Consider the following 15808-nt stretch of genomic DNA (forward strand, 5'->3'; position numbering starts at 1 on the left):
TTTAATTCACAGCGTGAACTGATAGTCAACCCAAGCTTCCGGTCCTATAGATTGCACAATACTTGCGTACGGCACTATCTCGGCCTATATCCTGCCGATGCCGGCCCCCTCCTTTGCCGCGGTCATCCACCTGCTGCGCGCCCAGGCCGCTATCGCCGACCGCTTCTCCCGCGGGCTGGGCGTCCTGCACGGCCTGGGCCTCAACGAGGTGCTGCTGCTGATGCATCTCGAGCGCGCACCCTCGAACCGGCTCAGCCGCGTCGACCTCGCCCAGCGTCTGAGCGTCAGCCCGTCGACCGTCACCCGCATGACCTCGCCGCTGGAAAAGATCGGCATGGTCGGCCGGCAATCCAACCCGCGCGATGCGCGGCTGGCCTATGTCGTGCTGACCGCCGGCGGCCGCAAGGCGATCGCCAATGCCCGTGCCTCGCTGGAGCAGATGGCCGAGGGCGTCTTCCGCGACCGCTGGGCCGACGAGGAGATCGCCACGCTGGCGTCCCTGCTCGCCCGCCTCACGTCAGGCCAGCCCGGCGACATCGCCTGAACAGAGTCCCCTGATGATCCTGCACCTTATCTGCGGCTCCACCGGCGCCGGCAAGACGACATATGCACTGGAGCTCTGCCGGCAGACCGGCGCGGTCCACTTCTCGATCGATGAGTGGATGGTGAGCCTCTACGGCCCGGATGCGCCACAACCGCCGGACTGGGGCTGGATTTCCACACGCGTGCGCCGCTGCGAGGATCTCATCGCGATCCTGGCGCTGCAAACCGCGGGCCGCGGTGTACCAGCCGTGCTGGATCTCTCATTCCTGCGTGCCGCCGACCGTAAGCGCTTCGCCGACAAGGCGCGCGAGGCCGGCGTGCCGGTCAAGCTGCACCATGTCGATGTCGCGGCGGATGAACGCTGGCGCCGCGTGCAGGAGCGCAATGACCGCAAGGGCGAGACCTATCGACTCGCCGTCACGCGCTTCATGTTCGATGGCATCGAGTCGATATGGCAGCCGCCCGGCACGGACGAGATGGCTGCTCTCGACGGCGTGCGGGTCTGATCAGGCGGTTTCCTCGAACAGCTCGCGGCCGATCAGCCAGCGGCGGATCTCCGAGGTGCCGGCGCCGATCTCGTAGAGCTTGGCGTCGCGCAGGAAGCGGCCGGTGGGATAGTCGTTGATGTAGCCGTTGCCGCCGAGGATCTGGATGGCGTCGAGCGCGATCAGGGTGGCCTTCTCGGCGGCATAGAGGATCGCGCCGGCGGCGTCCTTGCGCGTGGTCTTGCCGGCGTCGCAGGCCCGGTTGACCGCGTAGACGTAGGCGCGCGCGGCGTTCATCACGGTGTACATGTCGGCGACCTTGCCCTGGATCAGCTGGAAGGTGCCGATGGGCTGGCCGAACTGCTTGCGTTCGTGGATGTAGGGCACGACCACGTCCATGCAGCTCTGCATGATGCCCAACGGGCCGGCCGCCAGCACCGCGCGTTCATAGTCGAGGCCGGACATCAGCACGTTGACGCCCTTGCCGACCTGGCCCAGCACGTTCTCCTCGGGAATCTCGACATCCTCGAACACCAGCTCGCCGGTCGAGGAGCCGCGCATGCCCATCTTGTCGAGCTTCTGCGCCACCTTGAATCCCTTGAATCCAGTCTCGACGACGAAGGTCGTCATGCCGCGAGGACCCGCCGCCGGATCGGTCTTGGCATAGACGACGATGACCTGCGCGTCGGGGCTGTTGGTAATCCACATCTTCGTGCCGTTGAGCACGTAGCGATCGCCCTTCTTCTCGGCGCGCAGCTTCATCGACACCACGTCGGAGCCGGCGCCAGTCTCGCTCATGGCGAGGCTGCCGACATGCTCGCCGGAGATCAGCTTGGGCAGATACCGGCGTTTCAGCTCGTCGCTGCCGTTGCGGCGAATCTGGTTGACGCAGAGGTTGGAATGCGCGCCGTAGCTCAGGCCGACCGCCGCCGAGCCACGGCTGATCTCCTCGACCGCGATCGCCTGCTCGAGATAGCCCAGCCCGGCGCCGCCATATTCCTCCTCGACCGTGATGCCCAGCAGGCCCAGCGCACCCATCCGCGGCCACAGCTCGCGCGGGAAGCGATCGGTCCTGTCGAGCTCGTTGGCGATCGGTGCCACGTCGTCGGCGGTGAAGCGCTGCACCGTCTCGCGAATCGCATCGGCGGTCTCGCCCAGCATGAAGTCGAAGGGCGGCATGCGGTTGGAAATCATGATCGCAACGGTTCCTCGTGACGCTTGGAGGGCATGATCCACGAAATCATCGCGCCTGTCGGCCTGAATCGACGAGCTGTGCAGGGTCCTATCCCCTCGGCTGGCGGCAGCGACGCGCTTGCGCCCGCAAGGCTGCCGGGATCCGGCTGCCCTGCAACAGTCAGTCGCGATCGCCTGGGCGGCGCGGTCGGAAAGGCACGGGCCGAACGGCTGGGGCGGTTGGTCCAATCCGCACTGGCCCTAAAGCAGAAAGACTGCCGCAAGCCCCAGGAAAGCGCAGAAGCCTACCACATCGGTCACGGCCGTCAGGATCACGGTGGACGACACCGCGGGATCCACCCCGGCCCGACGCAGGCCCAACGGTATCAACGCGCCTGAGAATGCGGCGATGACCAGATTGATGATCATCGCGGCGGCGATCACCAGGGCGATGCGCAGGTCATCGAAGCGCAGCCAGGTGATGGCCCCGAGCAGCAGTGCGAAAGTGAAGCCGTTGGCGCCACCGACGAACAGCTCCTTGATCACGAAGCGCGCGACATTGGCGATGGTAAGCTCGCCCATTGCCAACGCGCGCACCGCAACGGTGACGGTCTGCATGCCGGCATTGCCGCCCATCGAGGCGACGATCGGCATCAGCACGGCCAGCGCCACGATCTTCTGCAGCTCGTCCTCGAACTGGCCGATTGCTAGCGAGGCCAGCAGCGCCGTGCCGAGATTGACCAGCAGCCACCAGAAGCGCTGGCGCGCCGTGCGCACCATGGGCGCGTGGACGTCATCCTCGCGCACGCCACCCATCTTCAGCAGATCGTCCTCAGCCTCCTCGTCGATGACATCAAGCACGTCGTCGACCATGATCACGCCCAGCAGGCGGTCCGAGGAATCGATCACCGGACAGGACACCAGATTCTGGTCGCGGAAGATGTGCGCGACCTGCTCCTGCTCCGTCGTCACCGGGATCGAAGGAATGTCGGGGTCCATGATCTCGATGATCGGCACCGGGCGCTTGGTGCGCAGCATGCGGCCCAGCGCGACCGATCCCAACAAACGGCGTTGCTCATCGACAACGAAGAGGTCGTAGACGTCGTCCGGCAGATCGGTGGCCTCGCGGCAGTAGTCGATGACCTGGCCGACGGTCCACGTGCTTGGCACCGCCACAAGCTCGCGCTGCATCAGACGGCCGGCAGTGTACTCCGGATAGGCCAGCGTCGCCTCGATCGCCGCGCGCTCGTCGGCCGGCAGCGCCGCCAGCACCTGCGCGCGTTCCTCGTCGGGCAGGTCCTCGATGATGTCGGCAGCGTCGTCCGTATCGAGCTCGCGCGCCGCCTCGGCGATGTCCCTGGGCTCGAGCGCCTCCAGCACCTCGTCGCGCACGTCATCATCGAGCTCGACCAGGGTTTCGGGGTCGAGGTCGCGCTTCAGGATGCCGATGAGCTGGTTCCGCGCGTCCGAACGGACCTGCTCCAGCAGGTGAGCGACGCCGGCCGGACTCAGATCGGCGGCGATGGCGCGAATCTCGTCGACTCGTCCATGTTCGAGGTGCTCGAGTACGGTGCGCAGCAGCGTCTCGGTTACCTCCTCCAGGCTCTCACTTTCCTCGCCGGGAGCGCGCGCAGTGTCGGCCATGGCGGTCTCCTTGGTACGCTATCTCTCTCTCGGCCTTCCCCGACAGTGGGGGTAGGCAGGAACGGTGGCCGATCAGCCAATGCGCCGCGCGGCCTCCTGCGCGTCGACCACAGCGAGCGCGCTCATGTTGACGATGCCGCGCGCCGTTACGGACGGCGTCAGGATATGCGCCGGCAGGCGCGGGCCCAGCAGGATCGGTCCGACATGCAGCCCGTCGGCCGCAGCCTTGAGCAGGTTGAAGGCGATATTGGCGGAATCGAGCGACGGGCAGACCAGCAGGTTGGCCGGCCCCTGCAGCCTGGAGCGCGGAAACAGCTCGCGCCTGATCTCCTCGTCGAGCGCGCAGTCACCGTGCATCTCGCCATCGACCTCGAGTTCCGGCGCGCGCTGCCAGATCAGCTTCAGCGCGGCGCGCATCTTCTCGGCGGAGGCGGAATCAGCGCTGCCGAAATTGGAATGCGACAGCAGCGCCACCTTAGGCTCGATGCCGAAGCGGCGCACCTCCTCGGCCGCCAGCACCGTGGTGTCGGCGATCTCCTCGGGATCCGGATTCTCGTTGATATAGGTGTCGCAGATGAACAGCGGCATCTTGGGCAACACGATCAGGCTGACGGCGGCAAACCGCTCGATGCCCTCGCGCAGGCCGATCACGTCCCGTACGTGATTGAAATGCGTGCGGTACCTGCCGAAGGTGCCGGCGATCAACGCATCAGCGTCACCCTTGCGCACCGCCAGCGCGCCGATCAGCGTCGGGCTGGAGCGCACGAGGTTGCGCGCCGCCACCGGCGTGACGCCGCGGCGTTCCATGATCTCGTGATAGGTCGACCAGTAGGAATCGAAGCGCGGATCGCTTGCCGGGTTGATCAGCTCGACATCCTCGCCGGGCCGAAAGCGCAGGCCCAGGCGCTGGGCGCGATGGGCGACGATCTCGGGTCGGCCGATCAGGATCGGCTGCGCCAGCTTCTCGTCGAGCAGCACTTGCACGGCGCGCAGCACGCGATCGTCCTCGCCGGCGCTGAAGATCACCCGCTTGGGGTCGCGCCTGGCCTGGTCGAATACCGGGCGCATGATCAGGCCGGAGCGGAAGACGAACTGCTCCAGCCGGTGACGGTAGGTCGCCATGTCGGCGATCGGCCTTGTGGCCACGCCGCTGTCCATCGCGGCCTGGGCTACCGCCGGCGCAAGCTCGACGATCAGTCGCGGATCGAACGGCTTGGGAATGATCTGCTCGGCGCCGAATCCGTCGCTGCCCTCGCCGAAGGCCTTGGCGACGACCTCGGAGGATTCGGCGTGCGCCAGCCGCGCCAGCGCCTGCACGCAGGCCACCTTCATCTCGTCGTTGACCGTGGTGGCGCCGACATCGAGCGCGCCGCGGAAGATGAAGGGGAAGCACAGGACGTTGTTGACTTGGTTGGGGTAATCGCTGCGGCCGGTGGCGATGATGGCGTCGTCGCGCACCGCCTTGACGTCCTCCGGCATGATCTCCGGGTTGGGGTTGGCGAGCGCCAGGATCAGCGGCTTCTTGTTCATGCGCGCGACCATGTCGCGCTTGAGCACGCCGCCGGCCGACAGGCCGAGGAAGACGTCGGCGCCGTCGATGATCTCGCCCAGGGTGCGCTTGTCCGTGGCGCGCGCGTAGCGCTCCTTCCACGGATCCATCAGCGTGTTGCGGCCTTCGTAGACCACGCCCTCGATATCGCTGACCCAGATATTTCCGACCGGCAGGCCGAGCTTGACCAGGATGTCGAGGCAGGAGAGCGCCGCGGCGCCGGCGCCGGAGCACACCAGCTTCACATTGGCGATGTTCTTGCCCACCAGCTTCAGGCCGTTGGTCACGGCGGCGCCGACGATGATCGCGGTGCCGTGCTGGTCGTCGTGGAACACCGGGATCTTCATGCGCTCGCGCAGCGCGCGCTCGACGGTGAAGCACTCCGGCGCCTTGATGTCCTCGAGGTTGATGCCGCCGAAGGTCGGCTCGAGCGCCGCGACGATGTCGATCAGCTTCTGCGGATCCTTCTCGGCGACCTCGATGTCGAAGACGTCGATGCCGGCGAACTTCTTGAACAGCACCCCCTTGCCTTCCATCACCGGCTTGGCGGCCAGCGGGCCGATATCGCCCAGGCCGAGCACGGCGGTGCCGTTGGTGATCACCGCCACCAGGTTGGCGCGGGAGGTGACGGTGGCCGCCTCGGCCGGGTCGGCGACGATGGCGTTGCAGGCGGCGGCGACGCCGGGCGAATAGGCCAGCGACAGATCGCGCTGGGTGGCCAGCGGCTTGATCGGCGTGACCTCGATCTTTCCCGGGCGTGGCTGGCGGTGATAGCGCAGCGCGGCGTCGGCGAGTTCCTCGGCCATGTTTCCTCCCGGGTATGCACCCCAAACAAAGCGGCCGCCCCTGATCGGGGCGGCCTCCTTGTCGCATCTTGCCGGTTACGAACGGATGATTGGTGCGCCCGAGAAGACTCGAACTTCCACGGTGTTACCCGCCAGCACCTCAAGCTGGTGCGTCTACCAATTCCGCCACGGGCGCAAACACCGATCGGCCGGCCTGGATGCCCGGTCGGGCCTGTCGGCCAAACCGGCCGGGGAGATAGCAAATCGCCCCTCTGGAGGCAACGGTTTGACCGTCCCAGGCCGAAAGCCTATCTCACGGCCATGGAATGGCGGGTCGAGGACCGGCTGGTGCCCTATCCCGAGGCCCTGGCGACGATGGAAGCCCGGGTGGCGGCGATCCGCGCCGGCACGGCCGCCGAGCAGGTCTGGCTGCTGCAGCATCCCCCGCTCTATACCTCGGGGACCAGCGCCAGGACGGCCGACCTGCTGAGCCCCGATCGCTTCCCGGTCTACGCAGCCGGCCGCGGCGGGCAGTACACTTATCACGGCCCCGGCCAGCGCGTGGCCTATGCCATGATCGACCTGCGCCGGCGCCGCAGCGACGTGCGCCGCTATGTCCACGACCTCGAGGAATGGATCATCCGCGCCTTGGCCCGGTTCAACGTCACCGGCGAGCGCCGGTCGGACCGCATCGGCGTCTGGGTGGCGCGCCCGGACAAGCCGCCGATCCTGGCCCCTGATGGCACGACGCTGCCGGCCGAGGACAAGATCGCCGCCATCGGCGTGCGCGTGCGCCATTGGGTGGCCTTCCACGGCATCTCGATCAACGTCGACCCCGACCTCAGCCATTTCCAGGGCATCGTGCCCTGCGGCATCCAGGGCTACGGCGTGACCTCGCTGGTCGATCTCGGCCTGCCCGTCACCATGGCCGATCTCGACGTCGCATTGCGCCAGGCGTTCGACGAGGTGTTCGGCCCGTCCGCAGCGAATTGTCAGGCGCCCGTCTTCATCCGATAGCGGAAATCGCAGTACGGCGCGCCCTTCATGATGGTCTGGGTGCGCGTGAACTCGATCTCCGGGCCGCCGACGTCGGCGATGTGGAAGTCGATCTCGCACAGCAGGATCGTGCCGAGATCGGGCTCGCCCAGCGCCTTGAAGAACTCGGCGTAGCGGCAACGCGTGATGTTGTAGTCGCGCGCCTCGGCATCCTCGCGCAGCATGTCGCGCTCGACCGAGTCACCGATCCGCGGGCGCAGATCGGCCCAGATGGCGTCGAATCGCTGCTTCGGCCCGCCCGTTTCAGCCGCGCCGATGCGGTGATAGAGGCCCTTCGACCACTCGCGCAGCGCCCCGCCGACGAGGCGGTTGGCGCGCTCCGCGCCGAGCTCGGCCCGCAGCGTCTTGAGCACCGGCACCAGCACGCGCGCCTGCGCCTTCACCTCGTCCATCAGCGACACCTGGGATGCGATCTCGGTCATGCCCGTCCTCCTGCTCAGAGCGTGGCGATTTCTCCAAAGCCGGGGCCTACCGTCTCGACGGCGTCCTCGACATCCACCGAATCGACCCGCGCCGCACGCGGGCCCCGGCGGCAGGCGAGGATGAAAAGGTTCAGCGCATCCTGCGGGCCGGTTGCGACGGCTTCGACCGAGCCGTCGCTGCGGTTGCGCACCCAGCCCTTCAGGCCGAGCGCCCGCGCCTGGCCGACCGCCCAGTAACGGAAGCCGACGCCCTGCACGCGGCCGCGGATGCGCAGCCTCTTCATGCCGCCCCTCCGGTCAGCCGGCGATCGCGCGCCAGCCGTTCTGCAGCGTAAGCACCACGCCGGAGGCCAGCAACAGGCCGAGCACGACGATGCGGAACGAGGCCGGCGGAATGTGTCGCGTGGCGATGGTGCCGATCCAGGCGCCGGCGATCAGGCAGGGCAGCATCCAGGCCCAGCGCCACAGCGTGGTGGAGCCGATGTAGCCGGCCCAGGCCACCATCCCCAGCGCTACGATCTGGCTGGCCGAGTTCAGGATGGTCATCAGGCCGCGGTGGCGCTGCTTGTCCCAGCCGCGCAGCACGCCCCATACCGCCGGCACCGCGCCGGTCAGCCCGGCCAGCCCGCCCATCACGCCGCCCACGGCGCCGATCGCGGCATCGGCCAGCTTGCCGCCGCCCTCGACGCGCAGGCGCGTGCCCATCGCCAGCTGGAACAGCGCATAGGCGATCAGCAGCAGGCCGAAGCTGAGCCGGAACAGGTCGAGGTCGGTGTGGGCGATCAGCCAGACGCCGAGCGGCAGACAGACCAGCGAGGCGCCGAGCATGGGAAACAGCGTCGGCCAATCGACCGTGCGCCACACCGTGGGCACGGCGACGCACTGCGACACCACGGCGCCGAACAGCACCAGGGGCGTCAGCTCCGAAAGCGGGAACAGCCACACCCAGAAGGCGATCGACACCAGCGCGTAGGCAAATCCCGACAAGCCGGAGACGAAGGCGGCGACGAAGGCCCCGGCGAGGAATACGGCGAGATCGGTTGGAGACATCTAGTCTTCCTGGGACCGCCGGCTCAAGGCAGGAGGCCGGCGGGACGCCGGCGGTCCCACTACGCGAACTCGAGGATCTTCTGGTCGACGCGCAGGCTTTCGCCGGGCTGGGCGTGCAGCTTGGCGATGGTGCCGTCGCGCGTGGCGCGCAGCACGTTCTCCATCTTCATCGCCTCGACCTTGGCCAGCGCCTCGCCGGCCTTGATCTCCTGGCCCTCGGCGACCTCGACCGAGACCAGCAGGCCGGGCATCGGCGAGAGCAGGAACTTCGAGGTATCGGGCGCGGCCTTCGTCGGCATCAGCTTTAGGAGCTCGGCGCGGCGCGGGCTGAGCACCAGCACGTCCGCCTGGCCGCCGGCGTGGAACAGCGTGTAGCCGGCGCCCCTTGTGTCGACTTGCGCCACCACGCGCGTGGCATCGATCATGGCGTCGAACAGCGGCTGGCCGGGGGACCAGCGCGTCGCGACCTTCATCTCGCGTTGCCCGACCGTGACCTCGATACTGCCGAACAGTTCCTCGATCGACACCGAGGCGTCGTGGTGCACGCCGTTCAGCACCACCACGACCGAACCGGCCGCCGGGCCGCCGTGGCGTGCGCTGGTGATCCGATCGATGGTCGCGGCGACGGCGATCAGGATCGCAGGATCCCTGGGCGGCAGATGCGCCGTGGTGAAGCCGCCCTTGAATTCCTCGGCGATGAAGTTGGTGGTGAGCTTGCCGGCGCGGAAGCGCGGATGACCGACCAGCGCGGCGAGGAAGCTCATGTTGTGATTGAGTCCGCGCACGTAATATTCGTCGATCGCCTGCAGCATGCGATCCGAGGCCTCGTCGCGCGTGGCGCCGTAGGTCACCAGCTTGGCGATCATCGGATCGTAGAACATGCTGATCTCGCCGCCCTCGTACACGCCGGTGTCGACGCGCACATCGGCGGCGGCCGGCGGCGGCGAATAGCGGACCAGGCGCCCGGTCGAGGGCAGGAAGCCGCGGAACGGATCCTCGGCATAGACGCGCGCTTCGACCGCCCATCCCCTGAGCTCGACGTCCTTCTGCGTGAACGGCAGCTTCTCGCCCGCCGCGACGCGGATCATCAGCTCGACGAGATCCAGGCCGGTCACCATCTCGGTCACCGGATGCTCGACCTGCAGGCGCGTGTTCATCTCCAGGAAGTAGAACTTGCGGTTCCTGTCGACGATGAACTCGACCGTGCCGGCCGACTTGTAGTTCACCGCTTGGGCCAGCGCGACCGCCTGCTCGCCCATCGCCTTGCGCGTCTTCTCGTCGAGGAAGGGGCTCGGCGCCTCCTCGATCACCTTCTGGTGGCGGCGCTGGATCGAGCATTCGCGCTCGCCGAGATAGACGCAGTTGCCGTGTTCATCGGCCAGCACCTGGATCTCGATGTGGCGCGGCTCCTCGACATACTTCTCCACGAACACGCGATCGTCGGCGAAGCTCGCCTTGGCCTCGTTGGTGGCCGAGACGAAGCCTTCCCTGGCCTCGGCATCGTTCCATGCCAGCCGCATGCCCTTGCCGCCGCCGCCGGCCGAGGCCTTGATCATCACCGGATAGCCGATCGACTGGGCGATCTTCACCGCCTCGTCGGCATTGGGGATCGCCTCGAGGTGGCCGGGCACGGTGCTGACGCCGGCCTTCTTCGCCAAGATCTTCGATTCGATCTTGTCGCCCATGGCGTGGATGGCGTGCGCATCCGGGCCGATGAAGGTGATGCCGGCCTTCTCCAGCGCCGCCTGGAATTCCTGCTTCTCCGAGAGAAAGCCGTAGCCCGGATGCACCGCCTGCGCGCCGGTCTTCCTGCAGGCCTCGACGATGCGATCGACCACAAGATAGCTCTGCGCCGAGGGCGGCGGGCCGATGAACACCGCCTCGTCGGCCTCGCGCACGTGCAGCGCGTCGGCGTCGGCCTCGGAGTATACCGCCACCGACTTGATGCCCAGCGCCCTGCAGGAGCGGATCACGCGGCAGGCGATCTCGCCGCGATTGGCGATCAGGATCTTGTCGAAGGGCGGCTCGGTCGGCCGGCTCGCCGCCGCCTTGCGTGCCGCCGGTGTCGCACTCGCATCCGGGGCGGCAACGCCCTTCGCGGCCTTCTTGCTGGCGGCCATCAAGCTCTCCATCAAACCGGATTGGGCTGAACGGGCAGGTCGAGCGCGCGCACCACGAAGGCCAGGCGCTCGGCGACCTCGATCAGGATCTTGTAGCGACCGGAGGCGCCGCCATGGCCGGCCTCCATCTCGGTGTGCAACAGCAGCACGTTGTCGTCGGCCTTGGTGGCGCGCAGCTTGGCCACCCATTTCGCCGGTTCCCAGTACGTCACGCGAGGATCGTGCAACCCTGCCGACACCAGCGTCGGCGGATAGGCCTGCGCCTCGACGTTGTCGTAGGGGCTGTAGGTCTTCATGTAGTCATAGAATTCCGGCTCGGCCGGATTGCCCCACTCGACGAATTCGGGCGGCGTCAGCGGCAGGGTCGCATCGAGCATGGTCGACAGCACGTCGACGAAGGGCACCATCGCCAGCACCGCGCCGAAGAGATCGGGCCGCATGTTGGCCACGGCGCCCATCAGCATGCCGCCCGCGCTGCCGCCCATCGCCGCGATACGGCCGGACGCGGTGCGCCTGTTCTCGACCAGGTATTCGGCGCAGGCGATGAAGTCGTCGAAGGTGTTGCGCTTGTTCAGCAGCTTGCCGGTCTCGTACCAGGCGCGCCCCATCTCCTGCCCGCCCCTGATATGGGCGATCGCCCAGGCCATGCCGCGGCGCAGGAAGGGAATGCGGTTGGCCGAGAAGCCGGCGTCCATCGAGGCGCCGTAGGAGCCGTAGCCATACAGCAGCAGCGGCGCCTCGCCGTGCTGCGGCGTATCGCGGTGGCGCACGAGCGAAATCGGCACCTTCACGCCGTCCTTCGCCGTCGCCCACAGGCGCTCGACGACATAGGCCGACGGGTCGTGGCCCGGAACCCGGGTCTCCTGCACGACGTCGAGGCGCGAGGCCGCGACGTGATAGTCGTACCAGGTGCGGGGCCGCGCCGGCGATTCGTAGACCAGGCGCAGAGTCGGCCGATCCCATTGATGGCCGCCCATCGCCGAAACCGTGAAGGCCGGATCGGGGAACGTCACCACGCGGCCGCCGGCGGCGCTGTCGTGCCCGCCGGGCACGACGCGCACGCGCTTGAGGCCCTCGGCGCGCTCGACCATCCACCAGAAATCGCGCGCCGCGCCATGCCCGGCGATGAAGACGTCGTCGGAGGGCGGTACGACCTCGCGCCAGTTGGCCTCGATAGGCTCGGACAGCGGCGCACGAACGATGCGGAAGTTCAGGTGCCTGTCGTTGGTGCGGATCAGCAGCTCCTCGCCGCGATCCGCAACGTCGTATTCGTGATCGGCGCGGCGCGGCAGGATCAGGCGCGGCGGCCGCGTCGGATCGTCGAGCGGAATCAGCCGCGTCTCGCTGCTGTTCTTGGCCGCCGATTCGATCATCAGGAATCGGCCGGACGCGCTCTCGCCGATGCCAAGGAAGAAGGTTGGATCCGCTTCCTCGTAGATGATCGGATCCTCGTCCGTCGCCCCGCGCTCGTGGCGGTGCAGCCAGCGCGGCCGCTGCTTTTCGTCCTGGCGGATGTAGAAGAGCGAGCGCGAATCGCTCGACCAGCCAAGGCCCGGCGAGCACTCGACCTTCAAGGTCTCGGCATCGATTCCCGTGTCGAGATCGCGGATCCGCAGCCGCAGGCGTTCCGAACCATCACGATCGTCGAGGATGGCCAGCCAGCGATGATCGGGCGAGACCGCCCAGTCGCGAACGGCATAGAACGACTGCCCTGCCCCCTCGACATTGGCGTCGAGGAAGACCTGCTCGGGATCGCCGGGCGTCGCACGGCGATACCACAGCGGATACTCCTTGCCCGGCACGAAGCGGTGGCCGTACCAGCGGCCGTGCAGCCACTCCTGCGGCGCGCTGTCGTCGGGGATCACCAGCGCCTTGAATTCCTCCAGCAGCGCCGGCCGGATGTCGCCCGCGCCGCCCAGCACCGTGTCGCAGTAAGCGTTCTCGGCGCGCAGATAGGACAGCACCCGCTCGTCCTTGACGTCGGGGTAGCCGGGATCGCGCAGCCAGTGCCATGGATCGTCGCGCCCGTCGGCGTGGCGATGCCGCACGCGTGCCGCCAGCGGCGGCGGCGCGAAGGCGGACTGGCGAAAGGTCTTCACAGCGGGATGTTGCCGTGCTTGCGCCAGGGGTTGTCGAGCTTCTTGCTCTTAAGCAGCTCCAGCGCCCGGCACACACGGCGGCGCGTGCCGTGCGGCATGATGACGTCGTCGATGAAGCCGCGATTGGCCGCCACGAAAGGATTGGCGAACTTCTCGCGGTACTCCTTCTCGCGCGCAGCGAGCTTGGCGGCATCGCCGATGTCGGAACGGAAGATGATCTCGACTGCGCCCTTGGCGCCCATGACCGCGATCTCGGCGCCCGGCCAGGCGTAGTTCATGTCGCCACGCAAATGCTTGGACGCCATGACGTCGTAGGCGCCGCCATAGGCCTTGCGCGTGATCACCGTGACCTTCGGCACCGTGGCCTCGGCGTAGGCGTACAGAAGCTTGGCGCCGTGCTTGATGATGCCGCCGAATTCCTGCGCCGTGCCCGGCAGGAAGCCCGGCACGTCGACGAAGGTGACGATCGGGATGTTGAAGGCGTCGCAGAAGCGCACGAAGCGGGCGGCCTTCTTCGAGGAATCGATGTCGAGGCAGCCGGCCAACACCATCGGCTGGTTGGCGACGAAGCCGACCGTGTCGCCGTTCATGCGCCCCAGGCCGATGACGATGTTGCCGGCGTAGTCGGCCTGCAGCTCGAAGAAGTCGCCCTCGTCGCAGACCTTCAGGATCAGCTCCTTGATGTCGTAGGGCTTGTTCGGGTTGGCCGGCACCAGCGTGTCGAGCGAGGGATCGTCGCGCATCGAATCGTCCGCGGTCGGCCGGTGCGGCGCCTTCTCGCGGTTGTTCAGCGGCAGGAAGTCGTAGAAGCGGCGCAGCTGCAGCAACGTCTCGATGTCGTTCTCGAAGGCGAGGTCGGCGACGCCGGATTTCGTGGTGTGGGTGATCGCGCCGCCCAGCTCCTCCTGGGTCACCGTCTCGTGCGTCACGGTCTTCACCACGTCGGGGCCGGTGACGAACATGTAGGAGCTGTCCTTCACCATGAAGATGAAGTCGGTCATGGCCGGCGAATAGACCGCGCCGCCGGCGCACGGGCCCATCACCACCGAAATCTGCGGAATGACGCCCGAGGCCATGACGTTGCGCTGGAACACATCGGCATAGCCCGCCAGCGAGTCGACGCCCTCCTGGATGCGCGCGCCGCCGGAATCATTGAGCCCGATCACCGGCAGGCCGTTCTTCATCGCCGTGTCCATGACCTTGCAGATCTTGCCGGCATGGGCGGCCGACAGCGCGCCACCGAACACCGTGAAGTCCTGGCTGAACACCATCACCGGCCGGCCATTGATCTTGCCGTGGCCGGTGATCACGCCGTCGCCGGGGATGCGGTTCTCGGCCATGCCGAAATCGGTACTGTCGTGCTCGACGAACATGTCGAACTCCTCGAAGGAGCCCTCGTCGAGCAGGACCTCCAGCCGCTCGCGCGCCGTCAGCTTGCCCTTGGCGTGCTGCGCCTCGATGCGGCGCTCACCGCCGCCCAAGCGCGCCGCGGCCCGCTTCTTCTCGAGCACCTGGAGGTTTTCCAGCATGAGCGATCCCCGATCCTTCGGCCTTGCGCAGGTCACCCAAGGCACACGCTATGCCATTGGCCGCCCGACGAAAAACGCCTGCCCATAGCACCGCCTTCCGCGAAGCGCCAGCCGCGCGCGACCGCCCTGCGGACGCCCGCCTGCCCGCTGTGGCATGCTACCCGACATGCACGTTCTTGCGCTCATCGCTGCCCTGTTGTTCGCCCTCGGTGCCGCCCTGCGGATGGGCACCGACCTGTCCGCCATCTTTCTGCGCTACGCGGCGATGACCCCGCTTTCCGAACCGCCGTGGCTGGCACAGACGGTCGCATCCCTGCTTGTTGCCGGTGCACTGGTCGGCCTGCCGCTGCAAATCCGCATCGCGGCTGACCGATCCGACCAGGCACGGCCAAAGCTGTTCGCCGGCGCGGGCGCGCTGGTCTCCGTCGTGATCATCATTCTGTCGCTTGTCGTGATCGGCCTGCATGGCGACCTGCCGATGCTGCAGATGATCGTGCTGCGGCAGGGGTTGGACATGGGCGGGCAACTCGGCGCCATGCCGGTTCTGCTGATGCTGAGCGGCATGGCGGCGATCGCCGGGCGTCTGGCGCCGAGCGCCGGTGCGCTGCTGGCGGCGCCGCTGATCATGCTGGGTGCCATGGCGCTGACCCTCGAGGTCAGCATCGTCGGCGCGGCGCTCACCGCGATGCTGTTCCTGCTGCTGTGCGCCGCCGCCCTGCTGCCGGCCGCGATCCTCGGTCGCCGCCCGGCACTGGCGGTCTGGCCGATCGCCGCCGTCAGCGTCTCGGCATTCGGGCTGATCCTGCATCCCGGCCTGCTCACGCCCGGCGAGCTGACGGCGCTGCTGGCGACGGCCGCCATCGTGGTCGGCGCCACTGGTCTTGTCGGCGCGAGCCCCGAACGGCGCCGCGCTTGGCTCGAGCGTGCCGCGGGCGAGCTTGGCGCCATTGTCCTGGCGCTCGCGGCGCTCAATCTCATGAGCTTCCTGATCACGGCGGTGCCCTGGATCGTCGACGGCAAGCGGGCGCTGGCGGGCGTGACGCCGGCGATGATGCTGGCCGGGACCTTCATCGCCTACATCGTCGTCGCGGCCTTCACCGGACCGCTGACCGGCGTGGCCGTGGTGCTGATCATGATATCGGCGACCTACGGCGCCGGCGTACCGGCCGACATCCTGGTCGTCGGGCTGGCGATCGCCGCCCTGCAGAACATGGTCGGGCGCGGCACGGCGCGGCAGTCGCCGCAGGGCGAAGCGGTCGCCCTGCCCGCACGACAGGCGGGATGGACCCAGACACTGATCATCTTCATCGTGATGGCGCTTGGCGCCGCCATAGTCCTGGGCTGGATCTGAGG

13 protein-coding genes and 1 tRNA gene are annotated in these 15808 nt (G+C 67.7%); 4 read left to right on the forward strand and 10 right to left on the reverse strand.

Features of this window, described 5'->3' with window-relative positions:
• Nucleotides 1–97 precede the first annotated feature (97 nt).
• On the forward strand, nucleotides 98–544 hold the full coding sequence (locus tag KF889_26280) for a winged helix-turn-helix transcriptional regulator (GenBank protein MBX3502969.1): 447 nt from the start codon (nucleotides 98–100) through the stop codon (nucleotides 542–544).
• A 13-nt stretch (nucleotides 545–557) separates the two neighbouring features.
• Nucleotides 558–1049: an ATP-binding protein gene (locus KF889_26285; GenBank protein ID MBX3502970.1), complete on the forward strand. Its 492-nt coding sequence runs from the start codon at nucleotides 558–560 to the stop codon at nucleotides 1047–1049.
• On the opposite strand, the gene KF889_26290 is transcribed toward KF889_26285, so the two are convergent.
• The 4 genes from KF889_26290 to KF889_26305 all read right to left on the reverse strand — a co-directional run bounded on the left by KF889_26290 (nucleotide 1050) and on the right by KF889_26305 (nucleotide 6375).
• Nucleotides 1050–2222, reverse strand: a complete 1173-nt coding sequence (locus KF889_26290) for an isovaleryl-CoA dehydrogenase (GenBank protein MBX3502971.1) — start codon at nucleotides 2220–2222, stop codon at nucleotides 1050–1052.
• 240 nt (nucleotides 2223–2462) lie between these two features.
• Nucleotides 2463–3845, reverse strand: coding sequence for a magnesium transporter (mgtE, locus tag KF889_26295; protein MBX3502972.1), 1383 nt, complete (start codon nucleotides 3843–3845; stop codon nucleotides 2463–2465).
• A 72-nt stretch (nucleotides 3846–3917) separates the two neighbouring features.
• Nucleotides 3918–6200 carry an NADP-dependent malic enzyme gene (locus KF889_26300; protein MBX3502973.1) on the reverse strand — a complete coding sequence of 761 codons (2283 nt, stop codon included), beginning with the start codon at nucleotides 6198–6200 and terminating at the stop codon, nucleotides 3918–3920.
• A gap of 90 nt (nucleotides 6201–6290) precedes the next feature.
• Nucleotides 6291–6375: transfer RNA gene (locus KF889_26305), tRNA-Leu, on the reverse strand.
• 125 nt (nucleotides 6376–6500) lie between these two features.
• Here KF889_26305 and lipB point away from each other — a divergent pair.
• Nucleotides 6501–7196: a lipoyl(octanoyl) transferase LipB gene (gene lipB / locus KF889_26310; protein ID MBX3502974.1), complete on the forward strand. Its 696-nt coding sequence runs from the start codon at nucleotides 6501–6503 to the stop codon at nucleotides 7194–7196.
• Here lipB and KF889_26315 read toward each other — a convergent pair.
• From KF889_26315 to KF889_26340, 6 genes are read right to left on the reverse strand one after another with little or no spacing between them, the layout of a single operon-like run.
• The gene (locus KF889_26315; protein MBX3502975.1) at nucleotides 7172–7657 is read right to left on the reverse strand and encodes an L-2-amino-thiazoline-4-carboxylic acid hydrolase; all 486 of its coding nucleotides are present in this window, start codon (nucleotides 7655–7657) and stop codon (nucleotides 7172–7174) included. The genes lipB and KF889_26315 overlap by 25 nt on opposite strands.
• A gap of 14 nt (nucleotides 7658–7671) precedes the next feature.
• The gene (locus tag KF889_26320; protein ID MBX3502976.1) at nucleotides 7672–7941 is read right to left on the reverse strand and encodes an acylphosphatase; all 270 of its coding nucleotides are present in this window, start codon (nucleotides 7939–7941) and stop codon (nucleotides 7672–7674) included.
• Between the two features lie 13 nt (nucleotides 7942–7954).
• Entirely contained in the window at nucleotides 7955–8707 is a 753-nt protein-coding gene (locus tag KF889_26325) for a sulfite exporter TauE/SafE family protein (protein ID MBX3502977.1), read from the reverse strand.
• A gap of 59 nt (nucleotides 8708–8766) precedes the next feature.
• Nucleotides 8767–10827 carry an acetyl/propionyl/methylcrotonyl-CoA carboxylase subunit alpha gene (locus KF889_26330; protein MBX3502978.1) on the reverse strand — a complete coding sequence of 687 codons (2061 nt, stop codon included), beginning with the start codon at nucleotides 10825–10827 and terminating at the stop codon, nucleotides 8767–8769.
• 11 nt (nucleotides 10828–10838) lie between these two features.
• Nucleotides 10839–12926 (reverse strand): S9 family peptidase, encoded by a 2088-nt coding sequence (locus tag KF889_26335; protein MBX3502979.1) that lies wholly within the window; start codon nucleotides 12924–12926, stop codon nucleotides 10839–10841.
• The gene (locus KF889_26340; protein ID MBX3502980.1) at nucleotides 12923–14455 is read right to left on the reverse strand and encodes an acyl-CoA carboxylase subunit beta; all 1533 of its coding nucleotides are present in this window, start codon (nucleotides 14453–14455) and stop codon (nucleotides 12923–12925) included. The genes KF889_26335 and KF889_26340 overlap by 4 nt, the downstream gene beginning before the upstream one ends.
• 166 nt (nucleotides 14456–14621) lie before the next feature.
• On the opposite strand from KF889_26340, the gene KF889_26345 reads away from it, so the two are divergent.
• Nucleotides 14622–15806 carry a hypothetical protein gene (locus tag KF889_26345; GenBank protein ID MBX3502981.1) on the forward strand — a complete coding sequence of 395 codons (1185 nt, stop codon included), beginning with the start codon at nucleotides 14622–14624 and terminating at the stop codon, nucleotides 15804–15806.
• Nucleotides 15807–15808 lie beyond the last annotated feature (2 nt).

Source organism: Alphaproteobacteria bacterium (assembly GCA_019635875.1).
Classification (GTDB): domain Bacteria; phylum Pseudomonadota; class Alphaproteobacteria; order Reyranellales; family Reyranellaceae; genus JAFAZJ01.

Excerpts from the sequence above, each read along its gene's own strand:
- mgtE (MBX3502972.1), bottom strand. The coding sequence starts at position 3,845 with ATGGCCGACACTGCGCGCGCTCCCGGCGAGGAAAGTGAGAGCCTGGAG.
- KF889_26280 (MBX3502969.1), top strand. The coding sequence starts at position 98 with ATGCCGGCCCCCTCCTTTGCCGCGGTCATCCACCTGCTGCGCGCCCAG.
- KF889_26340 (MBX3502980.1), bottom strand. The coding sequence starts at position 14,455 with ATGCTGGAAAACCTCCAGGTGCTCGAGAAGAAGCGGGCCGCGGCGCGC.
- KF889_26325 (MBX3502977.1), bottom strand. The coding sequence starts at position 8,707 with ATGTCTCCAACCGATCTCGCCGTATTCCTCGCCGGGGCCTTCGTCGCC.
- KF889_26330 (MBX3502978.1), bottom strand. The coding sequence starts at position 10,827 with ATGGCCGCCAGCAAGAAGGCCGCGAAGGGCGTTGCCGCCCCGGATGCG.
- KF889_26320 (MBX3502976.1), bottom strand. The coding sequence starts at position 7,941 with ATGAAGAGGCTGCGCATCCGCGGCCGCGTGCAGGGCGTCGGCTTCCGT.
- KF889_26290 (MBX3502971.1), bottom strand. The coding sequence starts at position 2,222 with ATGATTTCCAACCGCATGCCGCCCTTCGACTTCATGCTGGGCGAGACC.
- KF889_26300 (MBX3502973.1), bottom strand. The coding sequence starts at position 6,200 with ATGGCCGAGGAACTCGCCGACGCCGCGCTGCGCTATCACCGCCAGCCA.
- KF889_26315 (MBX3502975.1), bottom strand. The coding sequence starts at position 7,657 with ATGACCGAGATCGCATCCCAGGTGTCGCTGATGGACGAGGTGAAGGCG.
- lipB (MBX3502974.1), top strand. The coding sequence starts at position 6,501 with ATGGAATGGCGGGTCGAGGACCGGCTGGTGCCCTATCCCGAGGCCCTG.
- KF889_26345 (MBX3502981.1), top strand. The coding sequence starts at position 14,622 with ATGCACGTTCTTGCGCTCATCGCTGCCCTGTTGTTCGCCCTCGGTGCC.
- KF889_26285 (MBX3502970.1), top strand. The coding sequence starts at position 558 with ATGATCCTGCACCTTATCTGCGGCTCCACCGGCGCCGGCAAGACGACA.